The organism is Desulfovibrio desulfuricans DSM 642 (assembly GCF_000420465.1).
In the GTDB taxonomy this organism is placed as follows: Bacteria; Desulfobacterota; Desulfovibrionia; order Desulfovibrionales; family Desulfovibrionaceae; genus Desulfovibrio; species Desulfovibrio desulfuricans.
Map to the genome: position 1 here is coordinate 1 of NZ_ATUZ01000020.1, position 21,744 is coordinate 21,744.

Annotated in this window: 15 protein-coding genes and 1 tRNA gene; 4 read left to right on the forward strand and 12 right to left on the reverse strand. The window is 57.4% G+C overall.

Going from position 1 to position 21,744, the window contains the following annotated elements; genetic code table 11:
- Window positions 1-56: 56 nt before the first annotated feature.
- The 8 genes from G449_RS17475 to G449_RS0114855 all read right to left on the reverse strand — a co-directional run bounded on the left by G449_RS17475 (window position 57) and on the right by G449_RS0114855 (window position 7,532).
- Window positions 57-1,454 carry a dihydrolipoamide acetyltransferase family protein gene (locus tag G449_RS17475; RefSeq protein WP_022660101.1) on the reverse strand — a complete coding sequence of 466 codons (1,398 nt, stop codon included), beginning with the start codon at window positions 1,452-1,454 and terminating at the stop codon, window positions 57-59.
- 70 nt (window positions 1,455-1,524) lie between these two features.
- Entirely contained in the window at window positions 1,525-2,304 is a 780-nt protein-coding gene (locus G449_RS0114825) for an acetoin reductase (protein ID WP_022660102.1), read from the reverse strand.
- A 99-nt stretch (window positions 2,305-2,403) separates the two neighbouring features.
- The gene (locus G449_RS0114830; protein WP_022660103.1) at window positions 2,404-2,718 is read right to left on the reverse strand and encodes a DUF6506 family protein; all 315 of its coding nucleotides are present in this window, start codon (window positions 2,716-2,718) and stop codon (window positions 2,404-2,406) included.
- Between the two features lie 47 nt (window positions 2,719-2,765).
- Window positions 2,766-3,779, reverse strand: coding sequence for an ATP-NAD kinase family protein (locus tag G449_RS0114835; protein WP_022660104.1), 1,014 nt, complete (start codon window positions 3,777-3,779; stop codon window positions 2,766-2,768).
- A gap of 110 nt (window positions 3,780-3,889) precedes the next feature.
- On the reverse strand, window positions 3,890-4,861 hold the full coding sequence (locus tag G449_RS0114840) for an alpha-ketoacid dehydrogenase subunit beta (protein ID WP_022660105.1): 972 nt from the start codon (window positions 4,859-4,861) through the stop codon (window positions 3,890-3,892).
- Window positions 4,862-4,916: 55 nt separating this feature from the next.
- The gene (locus G449_RS0114845) at window positions 4,917-5,879 is read right to left on the reverse strand and encodes a thiamine pyrophosphate-dependent dehydrogenase E1 component subunit alpha (RefSeq protein WP_022660106.1); all 963 of its coding nucleotides are present in this window, start codon (window positions 5,877-5,879) and stop codon (window positions 4,917-4,919) included.
- Between the two features lie 35 nt (window positions 5,880-5,914).
- Window positions 5,915-6,277 carry a Lin0512 family protein gene (locus G449_RS0114850; protein ID WP_022660107.1) on the reverse strand — a complete coding sequence of 121 codons (363 nt, stop codon included), beginning with the start codon at window positions 6,275-6,277 and terminating at the stop codon, window positions 5,915-5,917.
- Window positions 6,278-6,293: 16 nt separating this feature from the next.
- Complete coding sequence (locus G449_RS0114855; RefSeq protein ID WP_022660108.1) at window positions 6,294-7,532, reverse strand: dihydrolipoamide acetyltransferase family protein; 1,239 nt, start codon at window positions 7,530-7,532, stop codon at window positions 6,294-6,296.
- A 394-nt stretch (window positions 7,533-7,926) separates the two neighbouring features.
- Between G449_RS0114855 and G449_RS0114860 the strand changes: the two genes are divergently transcribed.
- The 4 genes from G449_RS0114860 (at window position 7,927) to G449_RS0114875 (ending at window position 18,933) form a co-directional block, all read left to right on the forward strand.
- Window positions 7,927-10,008, forward strand: coding sequence for a sigma-54-dependent Fis family transcriptional regulator (locus G449_RS0114860; RefSeq protein WP_022660109.1), 2,082 nt, complete (start codon window positions 7,927-7,929; stop codon window positions 10,006-10,008).
- A 360-nt stretch (window positions 10,009-10,368) separates the two neighbouring features.
- A complete protein-coding gene (locus tag G449_RS0114865) occupies window positions 10,369-11,439 on the forward strand; it encodes a 2,3-butanediol dehydrogenase (RefSeq protein ID WP_022660110.1) in 1,071 nt (356 codons plus the stop codon).
- A gap of 388 nt (window positions 11,440-11,827) precedes the next feature.
- Window positions 11,828-15,043 (forward strand): S8 family serine peptidase, encoded by a 3,216-nt coding sequence (locus G449_RS0114870; protein WP_281166558.1) that lies wholly within the window; start codon window positions 11,828-11,830, stop codon window positions 15,041-15,043.
- A gap of 326 nt (window positions 15,044-15,369) precedes the next feature.
- A complete protein-coding gene (locus G449_RS0114875) occupies window positions 15,370-18,933 on the forward strand; it encodes an alpha/beta fold hydrolase (RefSeq protein WP_022660112.1) in 3,564 nt (1,187 codons plus the stop codon).
- A gap of 180 nt (window positions 18,934-19,113) precedes the next feature.
- On the opposite strand, the gene G449_RS0114880 is transcribed toward G449_RS0114875, so the two are convergent.
- From G449_RS0114880 to G449_RS0114895, 4 genes are all read right to left on the reverse strand, one after another.
- Window positions 19,114-19,189 (reverse strand) — tRNA-Val (locus G449_RS0114880).
- A 138-nt stretch (window positions 19,190-19,327) separates the two neighbouring features.
- A complete protein-coding gene (locus G449_RS0114885; protein WP_022660113.1) occupies window positions 19,328-19,636 on the reverse strand; it encodes a cytochrome c family protein in 309 nt (102 codons plus the stop codon).
- Window positions 19,637-19,977: 341 nt separating this feature from the next.
- Window positions 19,978-20,814, reverse strand: a complete 837-nt coding sequence (locus G449_RS0114890; protein WP_022660114.1) for a carbohydrate ABC transporter permease — start codon at window positions 20,812-20,814, stop codon at window positions 19,978-19,980.
- Window positions 20,811-21,695, reverse strand: coding sequence for a carbohydrate ABC transporter permease (locus G449_RS0114895; protein WP_022660115.1), 885 nt, complete (start codon window positions 21,693-21,695; stop codon window positions 20,811-20,813). The genes G449_RS0114890 and G449_RS0114895 overlap by 4 nt, the downstream gene beginning before the upstream one ends.
- Window positions 21,696-21,744: the final 49 nt, after the last annotated feature.

Genomic DNA, 21,744 nt, shown 5'->3' on the forward strand with positions numbered 1-21,744 from the left:
CCGCCAGAATTATCAGCTATACAGGCGACAGAAACAGAACCACAAAGAATCTACCACTAACATTTAACCTGGTACAAAAAAACGGGGCTGGTCAGTTCCGCCAGATATTCCACAAGTGTCTTCAAAAATTCTGCGGCGGGCGCGCCGTCTTCAACGCGGTGGTCAAAGGTAAGGCTCAAACCCATCATGGAGCGGGCAACTACGGCCCCCTCGCGGATAACGGGCTTTTCCACCACGCGGCCCACGCCCAGGATTCCCGTTTCGCCGGGCTTGAGAATGGGCGTGAAGAAATCCACCACGGAATGCGCCATGTTGGTGATGGTAAAGGTGCCGCCGCTCATGTCGTCGGGCGTCAGCTCGCCCTTGCGGGCGCGGCCAGCAAGCAGGCGGGCTTCCCTGGCTATTTCAAGCAGGGGCAGCCTGTCCGCATGGTGCAGCACGGGTACCATCAGGCCCTCGGGCAGGGCCACGGCCACGCCCATATGCACCTCGCCGTGACGGGTGATGGTTTGCCCGTCAAAGGTGGCGTTCATGCGCGGGTGCTTTTTCAAGGCCTTTGAAACGGCCAGAATGAGCATGTCGTTCATGGAAAGGCGGAAGTCTTTGTTCTTTTTGTTGCGGGCCTTGAAGTCGTTGATGATGTGCACGCAGGCGGTTACATCCGCTTCGCTCACAAGGGTGAGCTGGGCGGAGTTTTGCAGGCTGCCCAGCATGTTGTCGGCAATGATCTTGCGCATGCCTTCCATGGGCACGGAGCCTAACTCGCTGCCGCAAACGGCGCTGGCGCAGGTTGACTGAGACGCACCTTGCCCCGCGTTCTGCGTCGCAGCGAACTTTTCGGGGTGCATGGCGCGGTCAACATCTTCGCGCACGATCTTGCCGCCTTCGCCCGTTCCGGTGAGGGTGGAGATATCCAGCCCTGCCTTGGCAGCAACGGCAGCGGCAAGGGGCGTGATCCTGATTTTGCCGATAATTTCCTGACGGGCCTGTACATCGCGTTCAACAATGCGGCCTCCAGGGCCGGAGCCTGCGACGCAGGCAAGGTCAATGCCAAGTTCACGCGCCAGCCGCCGAGCGGCAGGAGACGCTATCCCGCCAGTGCTAGAGGGTTGCACGGCGGCTGACGCGTTGGTTTTTGCTGGCTTGGGCGCGCCCGCTTCCGCTGTGGCGGAAGCGGGGGAGTCAGACGCGCCTTCAACCCGGGCGATTGTTTCACCAGGTTCGGCCAGAATGCCAAGCACGGCACCCACGGCCACTTCCTGTTTGGGCTGCACCATAATCTGGAAGAGCACGCCATCGGCGGGGCTTTCCACCTTGTTGGTGATCTTGTCGGTTTCCACTTCAAACAGATCATCGCCCTGCTTGACTGCGGCGCCTTCGGCCACAAACCATTTGGAAACCTTGCCGGTCTTCATGGTCAGACCAAGTTTCGGCATGGCAAGTTCTATGCTCACTGCTGTTCTCCTGCGATGTTGTGTGTTGGGGCGGAAGGCTGCCTTTTTGCCGTCAGCCGGGCCGATGCCGTCAGCGGTAAACCATGCCGCCGTCAATAAGCACGGCCTGTCCGGTCATGTAGTCGGAATCCGGCCCTGCCAGATAGGAAACAAAGGCGGCCACGTCTTCCGGTGTTTCGGGGCGGCCAAGGGCTATGCCTTCGCAGTATTTTTTGTAGGTTTCGCCCTTGGGGGCGCCTGTGATCTTTGAAAAGCCTTCGTCAATGGCAACCCACATGTCGGTGCCGACCACGCCGGGGCAGTAGGCGTTTACGGTGATGCCGCTGGAGGCAAGTTCCCGCGCTGCTGCCTGGGTAAGGCCGCGCACGGCGAACTTGGTGGCGCTGTACGCGCCGATAAGGGCAAAGCCATCGTGCCCGGCAATGGAAGAAGCGCTGATGATCTTGCCCTTCTGCTTGCGGGCCATGAATTTTGTGGCTGCTGCCTGAATGCCCCAGAGCACGCCGTTGACGTTGATTCTGAAGATGCGTTCAAGCTCCTCGGGGGTGACGTCCAGCAGGGCCTTGACCTGAGCGATGCCCGCGTTGTTGATCATGACGTCAAACCCGCCCAGTTCTTTTTCCGCATGGTCCACGGCAGCAAAAACCTGTGCGCGGTCGCTTACATCGGCAATAAAGGTGGTGGCTTTGCGGCCAAGGGCGCGCACTTCATCGGCAGTGGCGGCCAGTTTGTCCGCGTTCATGTCCACAAGGCAGATATCCGCGCCGTCCTTTGCCAGACGCAGGGCTATGCCGCGTCCTATCCCCTGAGCGGAGCCGGTAACCAGAACAACTTTGCCGTTAATAGTCATGATAGTATCCTCCGTGTTGCCGCATGCCCGGCGCAAATCGGCGCAAACCGGGCATGTCGTGGATGGCAGCACCCTGTGGGCCGCAAACTGCTTGTTGCATCAGGCAAAAATCCCGTCGCCGCTGGCATTGCCAAGGCCGGGATGGATGTCGAAGCGCACAACGCCCACAGGCACCTTGACCGCCCGTGCGACCATCGCCGCGCCTTCGTAGCCAAAGCCGCCGCACAGCTCGATGGCAACGCAACCGTCTTCGGCCACGGCCTTCTGCGCCGCGTCAACGGCCTCCCTGTAGGATGTCACGCCAATAGTCAGCAGTTCCACGCCGGGGGTGCGCGTCCAGCTGCGGTGCTCGGCCTTGACGCCGTTGCCTTCGCCACGGGGGCTCAGAAAAATGAATGCAGCCTTGAGTTTCATAAACATGCTCCTGGTGTTGGGGATTCAGGCTTGTTGCCGGTCTGGGCCTAATTGGCGTAACAGACCTGCGCGCCACGCAAGAACAGCCCTCGCTGCCGGGCGTATTCCATGACGCGGGCCACATCCACCACGCGCATGGTGTCTTCTGACAATCGTATGCTGGCGCGCTGCCCGCGCCGAACCTCCACCTCGCGTTCGCCGTCCAGCGCCAGCACGCAGGGCGTGAGGGCCACAGGCACATCATCGCCGGGTAGCAGCTGGCGCACGCGGGAGACGCCCACGTCGGCAAACAGGCCGGGGCCGATGGCGGCGCGTACGCGGCAGGCAAAATCGGGGTCAAGATCAAGGGCCAGACCGCGCGGTTCTTCGGGTGAGATGCTCATGAGCTGCCCGGCCACAGTGGAGAGGCCGATGCTGTCTGGCCGACAGCGGGAAACAACAATCTGGCTGACTCTGGTGATGTCCCAGATAGCGCGGGAGCCGAGAAAAAGGTCGTCGTACACCGCCACATCCACCAGAGCGATATCTCGGAACTGACCGTCCACATGCACTTCAAGCAGGCTGGCCTCGCGGCAGCCTTCGTCAATGGTTACGCCGCCGCAGGCAAGCACGCCCGCAGCAAGGCCAGCCACCGTGGCTTCGGCCATGACAGGAAAAACATTGTTGGTGCCTGTGGAGAGCGGCAGAATGGGCGTTTTGCGCGCGCCCTTGCAGGCGGCACGGCTTGTGCCGTCGCCCCCCATGACGATGATGACCGCAACCCCCTCCTGCTGCATGAGGGCGGCGGCGTTAATGGTGTCCTCCTGCGTGTTGTGCAGGTAAATATCCACCGGAGCCACGTTCACAGGCGTTTCCAGAGCTTCCAGATCGCTCAGGGCGCGCGGCACGATGCCGTAGCCCTCGGGCATATACAGAACATCACGTACCCCGGCGGCGGCCAGACCAACCAGAATACGGCGCACCATGCGCACCTTCTCCTGATTGTCAAAAACACTGCCGTGCGCGACGATGCGGCGTATGTCCTTGCCTGATGCCGGATTGGCGATAATGGCTGCTTTCACGGTGGCTCCGGTGGATGTAGGTTGCAGGCAGGGCCTGCAAGAGTTTTTGCACCTTTGCGCCGCGATGGGGCAGGCCTTGTGCCTGTGCCTGCCCCTTGAACGCGGCTTAATTATCGCAGCGACTTGACCGCAGCGACGATCTGATCCGCGCCGGGAATGTAGGCCTTTTCCAGCGGCGGGCTGAAGGGGACAGGGCAGTAAGGAGCGCCCACGCGCACGATGGGCGCGTCCAGATAGTCCAGGGCTTCCTCGGCTACCATGGCGGCGATTTCCGCACCGGCTCCGGCGGTTTTGACGGCTTCGTGCGCAACCACAAGGGCGTGGGTTTTCTTGACGGAATTGAGGATGATGTCCTTGTCGAGCGGCACCAGACAGCGGGGGTCTACCACTTCGGCGCTGATGCCCTGAGCGGCCAGGGTTTCTGCGGCCTGAAGGGCGGAGTGAACCATGAGCGAGGTGGCTACAATGGTTACGTCCGAGCCTTCGCGCTTTACATCGCCCTTGCCAAGCTCAATGGGCGTCGCCTCGTCGCCAACTTCGCCTTCCACGCCGTACAGAATCTTGTGTTCAAGAAAGACCACTGGGTTGTCGTCGCGGATGGCGCTGATGAGCAGGCCTTTTGCGTCTGCCGGGGTGGAGGGAATGCACACCTTGATGCCGGGAATGTGCATGAACCATGCTTCAAGGCTCTGGGAGTGCTGGGCCGCAGCGCCCACGCCAGCGCCCTGCGGCATGCGCAGCACCATGGGCACCTTGGCCTTGCCGCCGAACATGTAGTGCATTTTGGCGGCCTGATTGAAGAGCTGGTCAAAGGCAACGCCGATAAAGTCCACAAACATCAGCTCTGCCACAGGTCGCAGACCAGCTGCTGCGGCACCAGCGGCAGCGCCCACAATGGCGCTTTCCGTGATGGGGGTGTCGCGCACGCGGCGTTCGCCGAATTTGTCAAAAAGGCCCTGGGTCACGCCAAAGCAGCCGCCAAACTTGCCCACGTCTTCACCGATGATGAACACGTTTTCGTCCCGCTCCATCTCCTGACGCATGGCATCGTTAAGCGCTTGCAGGTAGGTTTTGATCGCCATATTTTTCTCCATTCTGAAAATCTGAAGGTGGTTTCCGCAGTTTCAGGCAAACGCTTTATGCGTACACGTCTTCCAGCAGGTCTTCCGGCTTGGGGAAGGGGCTGTCTTCCGCAAACTTGACGGCGGCTTCAATTTCGGCGGTCACAGATACTGTGATGGCGTCCAGTTCCGCCTGAGTGACGGTGCCGGTTTCCACCAGCTTTTTGGCAAAACGCGGAATGGGATCCTTGGCCTTCCATTCTTCCAGTTCCTTTTCGCTGCGGTATACGCAGGCATCGCCCTCAAAGTGGCCGCGCCAGCGGTAGGTCTTGCATTCGATGAGCGAGGGACCCTGCCCCTTGCGCGCGCGTTCTACGGCCATTGTTACGGCTTCGTACACGGCAAGCACATCGTTGCCGTCAATGACGACGCCGGGCATGTCGTATCCGGCGGCACGGTCGGCAATGTCGGTGATGGCCATGGATTTGCTCTGCGGGCAGGAGATGCCGTAGCCGTTGTTTTCATTGATAAAGATGACGGGGAGCTTCCAGGCGCTGGCCATGTTCAGCGATTCCTGCGTGGTGCCCTGGTTGGACGCGCCATCGCCGAAAAAGCAGGCGCACACGCCCTTGGTGTCTTTGTACTGGCAGCTGAAGGCCGCGCCCACGGCCAGAGGCCCACCGCCGCCCACTATGCCGTTGGCGCCAAGAATGCCGATGTTGAAATCGGCAATGTGCATGGAGCCACCCTTGCCCTTGCAGTAACCGGTGGAGCGGCCATAGATTTCGGCCATCATGAGCTTGAGGTCGCCGCCCTTGGCAATACAATGCCCGTGGCCACGGTGGGTGCTGGTGATCATGTCCGTCTGCTTCAGCGCGGCGCACGCGCCAGTGGCAACGGCTTCTTCACCAAGGTAGAGGTGAACGAATCCGGGTATTTTGCCAGCTGCAAAAAACTTTTGCAGCTCGCTTTCAAAAAGGCGGATCTTGGTCATGGTGCTGAACATTTCCAGCAGAACCTTTTTGTCGGGATGTTTCATGGTACTCTCCTCAGATTGCTGATTGTGGTGCCGACTCAGTCAATATCTACCGACACGGTCAGGGCCGCGCAGGCCAACACGATGTCGCTGCAACCGGGGCTGAAGCAGGCAACTTCGAGGCCCGGAGTGCGCAAGCCGCCCGTAACGACCTCAATGCTCTTTTCCCCGATGGGAATGGCGGCAAGCACTGCCTCCTTGTCCACCAGATCAGGCTCGGGCACGGCAATGCGCGCATGCACATGCACACCCTGAAAAGATCCGCGCCCGAGTATCTCCACCAGGCCGCACAAACAACTGCGCGAAATGGCGTCCTTAACCGCGCGGTATGCGGCCTTGGTCATGTTTGCGCCGTGCAGATCTGCCCCGGTGCCCAGTTCAACAACGTAACGTTGCAGCATTGGATTCCTCCGCTGGTCAGCCCAGCATGCGCACGGGCTGTTCGAGCATGTCCGCAAGGGTGCGCAGGAAGCTCATGGCCGGGCCGCCATCGGTGACCATGTGGTTGAAGGTGAGGGAAAGAGTCATCATCTTGCGCACGCAGACCTGACATTCAAAAACGCCCGGCTTTTCCACCACGCGACCAACGCCGAGGATGCCTGTCTCCGGCGGGTTGAGAATGGGGGTGAAGCCGTCCACGCCAAGTATGCTCACATTGGAAATGGTAAAGGTGCCGCCGGAAATTTCGTCCATGGAAAGACCGCCCTTGCGGGCGCGGCTGGCAGCGTCGCGCACCTTGGCCTTGAGTTCTTCAAGGCTGTAGGTGTCCGCATTCTTGACGTTGGGAACAATGAGGCCCGTATCGAGCGAAACGGCGATGCCAAGATTCACATGTTTGTGCATGTGGACGCCGTCTGCCTGCAGGGTGGTGTTCATGACGGGGTGCTGCCTGAGTGCGCGGCACACGGCAAAAGCGATGATGTCGTTGAACGAGAGGCGGTATTCCGGGTCTTTTTTGTTGCGGGCCAGCATGGTATCGCGCAGGGCAACCATTTCGGTAACGTCGGCTTCCACAAAAACGGTCAGTTGCGCCGCGTTTTGCAGGCTGGCCTGCATGTTGTCCGCTATAAGCTTGCGCAGGCCGTCCATGGGGATGACTTCGTCCGCATCAGCATCAGGGGCGGAGCATGGTTGCGCCGGGGCTACGCTGGCCGGAGCAGGGGCTTTTGCGGCGGCTTCGTGGGCGGCGCGAACATCCTTTTCCGTAACAATGCCATCGCGTCCTGTGCCCGTTACCGTTGCCAGATCAACGCCCAGCTCTTTGGCGACCTTGCGGGCCGCAGGCATGGCGCGAACCTCTCCTTGCGCCGTGCTGGCCTGTGTTGCCGATCCCTGGATTTTGGCCCCGGAAGGTGCAGGAGCGGCAGGGCTGGCCACCGCATCAGCGCTTTGCGAGGCAGGTGCGGCCACAGCTTCGCCCGATTCGCCGATGATGCCGATAACCTGCATGACCGGAACAACCTCGCCCTGCGGGCTGACAATCTGCAAAAGAACGCCGCCTGCCGGAGACTCGACCACGTTGGTGATCTTGTCTGTTTCCACTTCCAGCAGGGGTTGCCCCACTGCCACCGCACCGCCTTCGGCCACAAGCCAGCGCGCAATCTTGCCTGTTTTCATGGTGAGGCCCCATTTGGGCATCTGCACTTCGTAGGCCATCCGCTACCTCCTTGCGCCGATGTGGCGCACGCGTTTATGCCTACTTGATTGCAACTCTGATACCACTTTATAACAGGTAATAATCAATGAATAATTTATAAAATACTTTATCTGTGTATTTGATAGTGTTCCAAAATCGAACAGAACGCTGTTCTGTAAGACCAGTTATGATACACTACAATATATAAAAAATTCATGGAGTTGTTTTTTTGGACATAATATGAATGTAGCCATGCGCAAAGAGCTATTCCATTTTTTCACGGACGATGCTATTGCTTAAAACAAAGCTGCGGGGTCGCATTATTCAGAAGTGGGGCAAATGGCCTTTTGGGTGTGGAAAGGCCAGCGAACCGGCATGCTTGTTGAAAGGGCGTGCGCGTCCGGGAGATAAGTCATGTATGTTCTGCAAAGAAATGGCGATGTCTTTGAAATGCGGCAGGAACCTCTGATGGCGGAAGGCGTCAACCGCTCGGGGTTTTTGTTCAACAGCTATAGCGGCGCACCAAGAGCGAACCGGCGGGAAACGTGGGAATCCTTTATAAGAACCGGCAGGATTGTTGACGACAGCCTGCCCCGGCCCATTGCGGCTTCGTGGATGCGCTGCCGCGATCTGGGGGTGGATCCGATGCTGCCCAAATGCGCGGAATTTACGCCCATGAGCCAGATCAACGCACAGGCCGAGATATACGCGGAGCTGGCGGCTGGCGTGGAACGTCAGGTGTATGAGCAGATCAAGGAAAAAGGCCTGCTCATGACGGTCTCCGAGGCCAATGGCCGGTTGCTGCGCACCTGCGGCAACAAGGATGTATTGCTTCAGGCAGACCAGCTTTACTTTGGCCCTGGCGCTGTGTGGTCTGAAAGAAGCGTGGGCACCAACGCCATAAGTCTGGCCCTTTCTGACGGCATGCCCGCGCAGGTTATGGGCGAGGAGCATTTTTGCAGCAGCCATCAGGCATGGGGCTGTTCTGCCGCGCCCATTTTCACGCCCTTTGGGCAACTGTGGGGCTGTTTTGACATTTCCGGGCCAACCAGCGCCGATCACCGTCAGGCATTGTGGCTGGCTGTTGGCGCGGCCCGCGAAATTGAGCGCCTTCTGCTCAACGCCTCGCTGAGCAGTATGGAGAACAAATCACGCACGCTGCTCAGCACGCTCTTCAGTTCCATGCCCATTGGTGTGCTGATGGTGGATGAGAGCGGCATCATCACCTATGCCAATGCACAGGCGGAGCGCCTGCTCGGCTTTAGCGGCGATGTGCGCGGCGGGCGCGCCGAGGCATTTTTTGACTACACCCTGTACGCGCGTCAGCAGGCGGAAAAGGGCGGCCAGCCCGAGGGGGTTCCCCTGCGCTGTCTGACCAATTCCTCACTTACAGCCTGTGCCATGCCCTTCATGACGGGCAGGTCAGAAGCGCGCTACACCCTTGTGACCCTTCAGGCCGGAGTGGAGGCCCGCCCCGCGCCGATTGCCCCTGTGCCGCATGTTCCGCGCCGCGAAGGCACGCGCCCCTTTGGCGATATTGTTTACCGCAGCGAAAAAATGTCCCGCACGGTGGAGCAGGCGCGGCATATGGCCAAAAGCCCTGCGGCGGTTTTGTTGCTGGGCGAAACGGGCAAGGAACTGTTTGCACAGGCCATCCACAAGGCCAGCCGATGTTCCGATGGGCCGTTTGTGGCCGTAAACTGTGGGGCTTTGCCGCGCGAGCTTATCCAGAGCGAACTTTTTGGCTACGAGCGGGGGGCTTTTACCGGAGCTGTGGAAAAGGGGCGTCCCGGCAAGTTTGAACTGGCCGACAAGGGAACCCTGTTTCTGGATGAAATTTCTGAAATGCCGCTGGAAATGCAGGTCAACCTGCTGCGGCCTCTGGAAGACCGCTGCGTCACAAGGGTGGGCGGCAAGCAGTCCAGGATGGTCGATTTCCGGCTGGTCACGGCCACCAACCGCAATCTTGATGAACTGATGGCTTCGGGCGCGTTTCGTGAAGATCTGTTTTACCGCATCCATGTGCTCGCGCTGGAAATTCCCCCTTTGCGCGAACGCAGGGAAGATATCGCTGTTATTGCGGAATATCATTGCAAACGCCTGTGCCGTACCTACGGGCATCCTTTTGGCGGGTTTTCTGCCGAGGCTTTGCGCGTGATGGAAGATTACGACTGGCCCGGCAATGTGCGTCAGCTTGTGCACAGCGTGGAATTTGCCGTCAACATGGCACAGGGCGGCTGTATTTTGCCCGCACATCTGCCAGCGCATTTGCAGTCCTGCGCTGGTGGAGCCGATGCAGCCAGCGGGCAAGCGGATGGGCAAGCCGTGGCGGCCCTGCCCGGAATGACCGATTTTAACCTGGACAATCAGGAGGCCAAGGTCATCCGCTGCGCATTGAAGCATTATAACGGCAACATGCTTCAGGCCGCCAAGGCGCTGGGCATCGGCCGCAACACCCTGTACGCCAAACTGCGCAAGATTGTTCCCGAGGGTTAACTTCATGATATTGCCAGACTGCCACAATCCGGCCTGCTCTTAACCTGAGCCCCATTTATGGGGCATACGGTCTGGAGCAGGCCTTTTTTATGGCATCTGTGTTCGCTCTGGCCTGCGTTTTACCTCCTCGCGGCCTGTTTTTTCTCTGTTCCACTTCCGCTCACGATAACTTTGCCTTGTTCCACTTCAGAACACTGCCTGCGGCTCCGGTATACCTGTCTGCATGTGCAATTTTTCTCGATTGAGCAGGGCCAAGGTCTGCCGGACATGTCCGCTCATCCGCTGCTGGCGCGGATTTTACGGCATGACCTGTGCAATGATGGGTGTATTCGGATTCAACATCTAACAAGCGAGGCAGTTATGGCGGAAACCATGCAGGCGGCAGTTTGGCACGGCAAAAAAGACATCCGCGTTGAGACTGTACCCGTTCCCTCCGCTCCGGCTCCCGGTTGGGTTCAGGTCAAGGTTGATTGGTGCGGCATCTGTGGCTCGGATCTGCACGAATACCTGGCTGGCCCCATATTCATTCCCACAGAGGCCCCGCATCCGCTTACGGGCAAGCAGGGGAGCGTCATTCTCGGGCACGAGTTCAGCGGCAAGGTTGTGGTGGTGGGCAGCGGCGTTACCAATGTCAAGGTTGGCGACATGGTTGCGCCAGATGCCTGCCAGCACTGCGGCAAGTGTCAGCCTTGCCGCGAAGGGCGCTACAATGTTTGCGAAAAGCTTGCCTTTACGGGCCTGCACAATGACGGCGCATTCGCCCCTTATGTGAATGTGCCTGCGGAATTGTGCTTTATCATGCCCGATGGTGTTTCGCCCGAGGCCGGAGCAGTCATGGAACCCCTGGCCACGGGCTTTAAGGCCGTGCGTATGGCGGGCAGCATCCTGGGCCTCAATGTGGTGGTGCTTGGCGCGGGAACCATCGGCCTTGGCACCATTATGGCTGCCAAAGCCGCTGGGGCGGGCAAGATCATCGTGCTTGAAATGTCCCGTGCGCGCATTGCCAAGGCAATGGAATGCGGTGCGGACATTGTGGTGACCCCCAAGGAATGCGACCCGGTTGCAAAGGTGAAGGAACTGACCGGCGGCTCCGGGGCTGATGTTTCCTTTGAATGCATTGGCAACAAGCACACCGGCCCGCTGGCCATCGATGTGCTGCGCAACACCGGAACGGCCATTATTGTGGGTATTTTTGAAGAACCCAGTTCCTTCAACTTTTTCAGCCTCAGCGGCACGGACAAAAAGGTCATGGGCACGCTGGCCTACACCATTGAGGATTTCAAGGGCCTTGCCGCGCTTATGTCCAAGGGCGTCATCAAGGCGGAAAACCTGATTACCGGCAAGATAGAGCTGAAGGACATTATGGAAAAGGGCTTTCTTGAGCTGATCAACAACAAGGATGAGAACATCAAGATTCTTGTGCGTCCCTGACGCGCTTGGCAGCGTGCTTGAGGGATGATCCTGCTGTTTTGCCACAGTTCTTTGTGCGCGGGGCAGGACTAAAAGAGGGGTTGCGGAATGGTCCGGAACCCCTCGGTTAATTTGCAGACAGTGCAAGAATGGAACAGAGCAGCTTTTAGAGCAAGAGTGATCAGCCGTAAAAAGTTTCTTGTTTCAAACTGGGGGGAGGAAAAATTTTTAAAAAATAATCTATTTAAATAAAAAGATATTTTTGATAGTAAGCGTTATCAACGGGGAAAGTATATTCCGCCGCCCCGTCAGAAGACCAATCAGTTAACGTTATGAACCTGAAGTAATGTGCGAATTCCCGCAACAACAAAAAGGACAGAAAGTTCCACTTAACCCTGTCGGAGCATTCATGGTTTTTTATTCGTGCGGTTATTGGGCACGTTTTTGTCCTGCTTTATTTCAGGTTTTCCTTCTGTTCCTGTTTACATTAAGTATACCGGTTCATATCAATGCAGCGAGCGCTGACAGTTTTAAAACCAATGAATACTGGAACAGCACAGGGTTGAATTTTATTCACGCTGCCGATGCATACGCCCTGGGATATACCGGGGCAGGCATCACGCTGGGCATGATTGACACTTCCGTACGCGGCGACCACCCGGAACTGGCTGGCAAAGTCATAATGATGGCCTTGCCGCTCGATAAGACCACGGGTCAGACATACGTGCCAAACTGGGCATATGATACGCATGGCAGCCATGTGGCGGGCATTATGGCAGCCATGCGCAATGGTGTTGGCATGCACGGTGTGGCTTTTGACGCCAACCTCGTTTCGGCGGTCACACTTGGGACAGCGTCGGGGAGCAACGAGAATCTTGTTCCGCCTGATTTGTTGAGCCTCTTTGCTGCGTATCCGGATATTCGCGTCATCAACAACAGTTGGGGCACGGATTTTTACCCCTCGCTTGACCCTGCCAAAGACATTCCCGCAGATGTTATATCTGGCCAGGATGGTGATATCAAAGCACTCCGCAAGCTCAGTGACGATTATGGCAAGGTCGTTGTGTTTGCCGCTGGCAACAACACCATGATAGCCCCCAGTGTTGAGGGCATGATGCCGCGTTATGCGCCGGATCTGACAGGCTGGATCAGCGTGGTTTCCCTTAATATAGCCGGGATCACTACAGCGCCGGGCGGAACACGCACCATTGGCCCGTCTGGGGTCAGTTATTTCAGTAATCTGGGAAGCAAAGCCTATCTTTGGACCGTTGCGGCTCCCGGCAGCGATATCAATTCGCTCAATGCCACCACCAACGGCTATATGCTGGACAGCGGCACCAGCATGGCAGCGCCCTATGTGAGCGGCACCGTGGGGCTGGTGGCGCAGGCTTTTCCCTGGATGACCGGCAAACAGCTGGCTGATGCTGTATTGACCACAGCGGATAATACTTTTGTAGCGCCAACGCACCTTGTTCAATATACTGTTGATAAAGATGGTAATCCCAATAAGGTTATTATTGCTGTTATAGATCACAGTGTTCCTGCTCCGAATGATGTGACAATCAAACAGTGGATTGAACAAGTTTATCAAGGCGCAACGGCAGATGCTTTGAAAGCGCTGGTTGATCAGGGCAAGAAAGCAGTGAACGACCTGACAAAGGAAGACGTGTTTGGTCAGGGGCTGCTGGACGCGGGCAAGGCCGTGCGCGGCATCGCCCGGCTGGATGCCAACCGCATGTCAGCTTCGGATGTGGTGACATTGTCTGAACTGGGCCCTGGCAATTATGCGCTTGAAACGTTTAACACCAAGGGCTACTTCGCAGAATTCAGCAATGACATCACCCAACGCCAGTGGAATGATGCCTACCATCATGCCAGTTTTCTGGCCGGGGCGGACGCCACGGCCCTGCGTGGCAAGAATGTGGGCTTGCGCAAAACGGGTGCTGGCCTATTGGTTCTCAGCGGCGTCAATAGCTATTCAGGGGCGACCGTGGTTGATGGCGGGGGCCTGGCCGTGAGCAAAAGGGCAGACGGTACTGGCGGCGTGCTGCAAAACAGCGATGTGCTCGTGCGCCAGGGCGGTGTATTGCTGGGTGATGGAGTAATACAGAAGAAAGTCGTCAATTGCGGCACTGTTGCTCCGGGCTATCGCGGCCTGACGCTCACAGTAAATGACTACACCCAGACAAGCCAGGGTACGCTGCAAATCGGTTTCAATTCCAATAATCAATATTCTGTGCTCAGTGCAAATTCTGCAAATATTGACGGAGCCTTGCGGTTTTCTCCTTCTCCTGGATTTTATGCAGATAACTATTCAATAAATATGAGCAGTGTGCAGGCAACAAGCTCCACGGGCGTATTTAACAGCGTTGGGGTTAGTTCTTCTTCACCAACATTGAATTTCAGCGTCGCGTCAAGCAATGGCCTCGGGTCGGCCTTGGTGGGCCAGCAACGTGCATCAAGCGCGTACAGCCGCTATGCCGACAGTACCACCACAAGCAGTGTTGGACGCGCTCTTTACCAGATAGCTGGGCAGGCAACAGGCGATATGCAAAACCTGTTTCAGGCCCTGGACTGGAGCGATGCCTCCGGCAGCGGCATTGCTCCGGCAATGGAGCAGTTGAGCCCCAACAGTTATGATGCCGTGGCTCGGGCCGGGCTTGAAGCACAGCGGCAGCTCAATCTGCTTATGGTGCGGCGCTTCTTGGGGGCCAGCGGCCAACAAGGCGTGAGCGGTACTGGCGTGTCCAGCGGTGATGATGCTGCTGGCTGGCAGGCATGGGCGCTGCCCTTTGGCAGCTACAGCAACATGAACGCCAATGGCGGCTCAGCGGGCTTCACGGCGTCAGGTGCAGGGCTGGCCCTTGGTGTTGACCGCCTGTGGGAGAGCGGACTGACTGCAGGATTTGATGTGGCGCTCGCAGGCCGCCGCACAGATATTCATAGTGCGGGCGAGGCAAAGGCGGAAACGTTGGCCGCATCTGTTGGCGGCCACGCGCTCTTCAAGCCACGCTGGTGGGGTGGTGCCTATGTAATGGGCATGGCCCGCGTGGGCTTTGAGGATGTGCAAATGCAGCGGACCGTCAACTTTAATGGTTTCGCGCGCAATCACAGCAGCAACTGGACGGGCCTAACCGCAGATACGCTCGCGGGCGGCGGCAAGGACTGGAACTGGGCAACCGCCTGGGGCGGCGTGGAAGCTGGCCCTCTGACATGGCTGGAATATAGCCTGAGTTCCAGACCTGGATTTACCGAGGACGGCTCCGGGGCCTCGGCACTCAGGGTTGATGCCGCCACTTACAACAATCTCTCGTCAGTCTTGGGCGCGCATGCAAATCTTGCCCGCACCCTGGATAATGGAACAACGCTCGCATGGGATACTCTGGCAGGCTGGCGGCATGACTGGCTTGACGGAACGTTCAGCAGCAGCGCCAGATTCAAGGGATACAGTCCAGGTTTTGAAAGCCGGTCAGACATGTCGGGCCGGGACGCCATGCTGGTTCATAGCAGTGTGCGGGCGAGCCATGCCAGCGGATTTTTTGCACAGGTTGAGCTTGGGGCGGAGTTATTTCGTTCTCAGAGTTCTTCCTGCTTCGGCGGTTTCAGTTTTGGTCTGGAATTTTAGCGGCTGCTTGCATGATTCATCCATGCCATTGGACTTGTCGTTCTCCTCTACCGATCTACGTTATATGTACTTTTGATTATCCGCTCCACGAACTAATCCATTGAAAAAATACTGTTCCTGTCTTAGAGAAAAAAAGGAATAAAGTCGGTTGTCACCCCGGATCAACTGGGGCGGCACTGCTTTGTTTCGTGCATAAAAATGAGAGCACAATAATGCTGCGTTTTAACCACAATTCTCCCCCGAAAAAAGAAAGTGGCTTTTACGATGGTACAGGGCTAGCTGACATATCAGATAAGCTTTCTGGAAGGTATTGAAGAAAACGCACAATGAAGATTGCCGATATCACCTTTGGAATGCCCAGAAGCAAGACCTCAGCTCAGAATCCGGCGAGAACTGCTGACGTAGGCCAGCCAGTCACGTTGCCTTCGCGCCTCTTCGCTGCTGGCAATGCCATGCCGTGTTCATCCAGTTCGTCTGGCTTGTCTGGCAGGTGGGCCAGATTTGAAGCCCTGTTCTGCTCCGTTACGGAAGAAAACCCGGATAGCCCCGCCATTTCTGGTGGCGGAAAAAGCCTGAACTTCAGGGAACTGAAGGATTTTTCCGCGCGCATAGCCGCCTTTGTGCAGGCGCAAAACTACGGGCCGGAAGCGGCAGTGGGGGTGCTGTGCAAGCGCGGAGCAATGTATCTTGCCGCCGCCATTGGCATCATGCGGGCTGGCGCCGTGTATGTGCCCCTGGAACGCGAACTGCCGCGCGCCAGGCAGGAATCCATGCTCAGACCCGTGCGGCTGCTGGTGACGGACAGAGCTTCACTGCCCGAGGCGGAATACCATCGCTATCGCAACCCCAGCATTGCTCATGTGCTTTGTCTGGACGCGCCAAATTTTGCGGATGCTCTGGAAAGTGGCGGCCTGAGCAGCACGGAATACTGGGAGCACCTTGCAGAGCAGGGCAGCGACCACGGCTGGCTGGACGATGTGGACGCACGCCCCCTTGATCAGGCGCAACTTTGCAGGATGGCAGACAGCCTGCTGCAAAAAACGGGTCTTGCCTCCAATCGTGCCCCCGGCAGCACCCCAGGAAATACAAAGGCCAGCGGCAAAAGCGTGCTTGATATCGGCAGCGGCTCCGGCGTGGTGGCGCAGGCTCTGGCCTCTGCCGCCAGCCGATACGCGGCGGTCGACATTGCCAGAAATGAACTGGACAGGGTGCAGGCCTTGCCCTGTGACGCTTCTATGACCATCCACCGCATGGAAGCCATAGACATCTGCTTTTTTGAAGACGAACGTTTTGACCTTGTGGTGCTCAACGGCGTTGTGGATTGCTTTCCCGGTTACAATTATTTGCGCAGGGTGCTTGACCACGCCGTAGAACGCCTCACGGCGGGCGGCAGCATTTTTGTGGGCGCTGTGCGCGATATGGACCGCAAGGACGACCTGCGGGCAGCCATCAGGGAACATGCTATTGCCACGGGCGATCAGTCGGCCTTGCTGTGTTTTGAGGGCTCGGCAGAGCTGTTTGTGCCACAGCGTTTCTTTAGTGCCTGGGCGGCAGAATGCCCGCATCCTGTTGAGGTGAAATTTTCACCTGTTGCAGCCCCCGCGCCCTCTGCCAATGGTCAGGCGGATGCCTTTCGCTATGACGTGCAGATTTGCAGTAGCGCCCACGATACCAGAATCCACGGCACAAAAGCCATGTGCGAGAGCTTTGGCCTGAGGGATATGGAAGCCTGCCCAGTTGCCCCGCTTGCAGCGGTCAGGCCGGACGCTGCCGCCTATATTGTCTACACCAGCGGCTCCACAGGACAGCCCAAGGGCATTGTGGTGGAGCACAGCCACCTCCTGCACATAATCCATGCCCTGCGGGAATTTTCAGAAGGGTGCGGCACTGTGGGGCTGGTTGCGCCGCTCTCGTTTGATGCGTCCATCCAGCAACTGGCGGTTTCTCTGTTTTGCAGCAAGCCCTTGTATGTCATGGCGGACGAGGAGCGCAAAAATCCTGCGGCATTCTGCGCCTGCGCCCGCAAAAGGGGCATTGACCTGTGCGACATGACCCCGGCCTTTTTTAATGTGCTGGTGGATTATTTGCAGGAGCGCCATCAGCCTCTGCCGCTCAAACGAGTGCTGCTGGCTGGCGAGGTGCTGCGGCCAGATGTCATTCAGAAATTTTATGCCATACCCGGCAATGAAGATGTTGTGCTGTTCAATGTGTACGGCCCCACAGAATGCACGGTAGACAGCAGCGCCTTTCGCATTGACCGCGCCAATCATGCGGATTTTACGGCCTTTCCCATTGGCAGGCCGCTTGAAGGCGTGTGTATTTTTGTGCTGGATAAACATCAGCGCCCCATGCCGGAATCGGTAACTGGTGAATTGTGGATCGCGGGCGCGGGCGTTTCGCGCGGTTATCTGAATGGCGAGAGCGCCGATGCTTTTACCGAATACGCCGGGCGGCGCTGCTATCGCACTGGCGACAATGGCTTTATTCAGAATGGCCTTGTGTACTACCGGGGGCGGGAGGATCAGCAGGTCAAGATCAGGGGCAACCGGGTAGAGATCGGCGAGGTGGAAAAGGCCGTGGGGAGCTTTCCCGGTGTGCGGCAGGTGGCCGTGGTCGCGGATTTTTATCAGGCTGGCAACGACAAAAGCCTCGCCGCCTATGTGGTGGGTGATGTGAAGCCAGCGGATTTGCGCAGCTATCTTGAGCAGCAGTTGCCGCCCTTTTGCGTGCCGGACTATATTGTGCCAATGGTGGAGCTGCCCCTGTCGCCTAACCGCAAGGTGGATAAAAGGGCGCTGCCGTCTCCGCTGGGCAGGGTAAAGACTGTTGCAGGGCGTTGCCCGCAAGGGACTGTGGAGCAGGCGCTTGCCGCCATCTGGAAGCGGCTGCTGGGCATGGATGTATGTGATGCGGAGGCCAGCTTTTTCAGCATTGGCGGGCACAGCATCATGGCCGTGCGCCTTGTTGCCATGATTGAAAAAGAGTTGCGCGTCCATATTGCCGTCAACGAGCTGATGGCCCATTCCAGCATTGCACGGCTGGCAGAGCTTGTTGAGGGCAAAACAGGCACCCGCACTAGCCCCATCATCAAGCTTTGCCATAGTGAAGATGGAAAAAATCTTTTCCTGTTTCATCCAGTGGGCGGCAGCGTATTTTGCTACAGCGATCTGGCCCGGCTGCTGGATGGGCGCTATACCCTCTATGCTGTGGAGCCTGCTGGCTTTCAGGCTGAAAAAACTGTTCTGAATACGGAGCTGCACAGTGTTCAGGATTTGGCCGCGATTTATCTGGATGAAATTTGCAAGGTAGCCACGGAGAACATCGTTTTTGGCGGCTGGAGTTTCGGCGGCCTTCTGGCCTATGAGGCGGCCTGCCTGTTTGCCGCGCGCGGGGGCGACCCTGGCCCGGTTCTGATTTTGGACACTGCGCTGGACAATACCAGGGCCAGGCAGCTTGCAGCCAAGGACGATGTGGAACTGTTAAAAAACCAGCTCCATGAAGCTCTGACCTTTGATGTGGAAAAGCTGCGGGCCATGAACAGGGCTGAAAGAATGACGTACCTGGTGGAATGCGGTGAAAAATCAGGGCTGTTGCCGCCCAGTTTCAGCCCCGTGCAGATGGAAAATCTGTTGCAAACCTACAGGCTCAACGCCATTGCCGCAGCACGTTATGACAACCCAACGCCATCTGACCTGCGCATTCTGTATATCCGCGCACTGGATTTTGCCAGTAATCCTTACATTGATTTTAGCGATCAGTATCAGGGCTGGAGCCGCTTTTTGCCTGAAAAAAATATCACCCTCCGCTGGGCGGCGGGCACGCACCAAAGCATGCTCTTACCCGGCCTTGCTGATGGCGTGGCAGAGCATATTTGCGACTTTTTTGGATAGCAGGCTGAAGATGCGCAGGAGGAAGAAGACGGGTGCGGAATGTCGATGGGGTGAGGTCAACATCAGCATAGCGCAGGTTGGCACACGCATAGCGGTGCTATTCTATAGATATGACTGGAAGGGAGTTTTCTACATACAAAAAAAGGGGTCATCCAGATTATGGATAACCCCTTTCATATTTGGTGGGCAGTACAGGACTTGAACCTGTGGCCCCCGCCTTGTAAGGGCGGTGCTCAACCAACTGAGCTAACTGCCCGAAACAGCATAGCACAGGCAGCTATATGCCCTGTTATTCAGCACATTGCAAGCGCAATTTTGCCGTTACACTAGAGCAGCCCCGGTCGATGTGCCGGGGCTGTCAGAATACCAGCCTGATATTTTGCTGCGATTACAGTTATTTCATCTGGTTAAGATAGGTCGCAATATCCTTCATCTGCGCGGGGGTCAGGCCCTGCACCGTCTGTTGCATTCGGGCCGCGGCGCCTGTGGCATTGCTCAGGTTTTTGACCCTTTCCATGCCTGCCACCAGCACATCAACAGCCTTGCCCTTCATGGGGGCAGGGCTGGCAGAATGACATGGCGAGCAGAGCTTCTGGTACAGTTCCTCGCCAGAACCGGCATTATCTTGCGCGGCAACCGCTGTGCCAGCCAATAGCAGCCCGGCCGCCAAAAGAATTTTCAATGAGTTAGCAGAAAAGGTCATGGAACCCTCCTGTGGGTTACTCTGTTTGAAAAGCCAGCCTGACCGCACAGAGCAGCCAGACTTTTGGTCTTTTTCAGCATATGCCCCAAGACCAGCACTCCACAAGGGGTATTATGCGGCAGGATTGCGGCTGTTTCCCAACCACTTTGTCACGAAAGGCCCGCATTGCCGCGTTGGAACGCCTGTCATTGCTAATTGTAAGGCAGGCATTCCGCCTGGTGCCATTAAGAGGCGCACAGGTGATGAGTAGGTAATGCCCACAAACGTAAAGCCCCAGCGGCTGCGAGTCGGCAACCGTTGGGGCTTGGGTGTTGTGTTTTGCGCGTGTTGGCGTGTGCGGCCTACTTGATGCCCGCCCGCATGAACGACTGCACAAACTGCCGCTGGAACAGCAGAAAGGCCACCAGCAGCGGGCCGGAGGTCATAAGCGTGGCAGCGGTGATGATTGTCCAGTCCACGCCCTGTTCCGTAGCCGAGAATATCTGCAAGCCAACGGTCAGCGGGCGCGAATTGACGGAGTTGCTCACAATGAGCGGCCAGAGAAAGTTGTTCCAGTGCGTACTGATGGAGACCAGCGCGTAGGCCGCGTAGGTGGGCTTGGCCAACGGCACGTACACATGCCAGAGCACTTGCAGGGTGTTGGCCCCTTCCACAGCGGCGGCTTCCTCCAGTTCTTTCGGAACGCTCTTGAAGGTCTGGCGCAGCAGAAAAATGCCAAAGGCCGAGGCCATGTAGGGCAGGCTGATGGCAAGGGTGGAATCAAGCACGCCGATCTTGGACATGGTGGAGTAGTTTTCCACCACCAGCACATCGGGCATGATCATGAGCTGCATGAGAATAAGCGCAAAGGCAATGCCCTTGCCCTTGAAGTCGTAGCGGGCAAAGGCGTAGGCCGCCAGAGTGCAGAGCACAAGCTGCATGCCTGTGGTCAGCGTGACCAGCATGATGGTGTTGACGAAATAACGGGCAAAGGGCGCGGCCTTCCAGGCATTGGCGAAATTTTCAAGCGTCAGCGGCGCAGTCAGGCTGAACCTGGTAGAAAACTCCGCCGGGTGAAAGGCAGTCCAGATGGCGTAAAAAAGCGGCAAGGCCCACAGAATGGCAAGCATCCATGCGGCGGTGGTGTCCAGCACGCGCGAAAATCCACGGCTGTCGTACATATTGCGCTGTTCGTTCATCTGTAATGCACCCTTTTTTCAATGATGCCAAACTGCACAAAGGCGGCAAAACCAAGAAAGCCCAGCAGCACCATGGTCAGCGTTGCGCCGTAGCCCGTATCCCAGAATTTGAAGCTGGTTTCATAAATATAGTAGAGCAGCAGCGAGGTGGCGTTGTTGGGGCCGCCCTGCGTGAGCACAAAGAGGTGATCCACCATGCGGAAAGCGTTGATGGTAGCATTGATGAGCACAAAAAGCGTAGTAGGCATGAGCAGGGGAATGACCACGCGGCGGTAATAATAGGCGCGCGAAGCCCCTTCAAGCATGGCCGCCTCCCCAAGGCTGGGCGGGATTTGCTGCAAGGCCGCGAGGTAAAAAATCATAAAAAATCCCGCGTCCTTCCATACTGCAACGCTGATTACGCAGAACAGGGCGGTCTGCTCGCTGCCAAGCCAGTTAATGCCCGTGGTCGCGCCCAGAAAAAAGCGCAACTGCTCAAGCAGGCCGTAATCAGGCGTGTAAAAAAACAGCCAGATGTTGGCCACGGCGATCATGGGCAGCACCGTGGGCACAAAGTAGCACAGCCGCAAAAATGCCTGCCCCTTCAGCCGCGCATTGACCAGAAAGGCCATGAGCATGGCCAGCGACATGGAGCAGGGGATGGTGCAGCAGGCAAAGATGATGTTGTTGCGTAGCGATTTGAGAAAGACCTCGTCGTCCAGCAGATAGCGGTACTGCTCAAGCCCTACGAACTGGGCAGGCGCTCCCCCCCGGCCATCCATAAAAAAGCTGTGGATAAACGTGCTCACCGCAGGATAGTGCGTAAACGTCACCACCAGGGCAAAGCCGGGGAGCAAAAGCAGCCATGCGTTGATTTGCCGCATGGTTTCCGGTTTGAACATAGGGCGGCTCTCTTGCGTCTGATTGAATCGAAAAAGCTGCCAGAGGGGC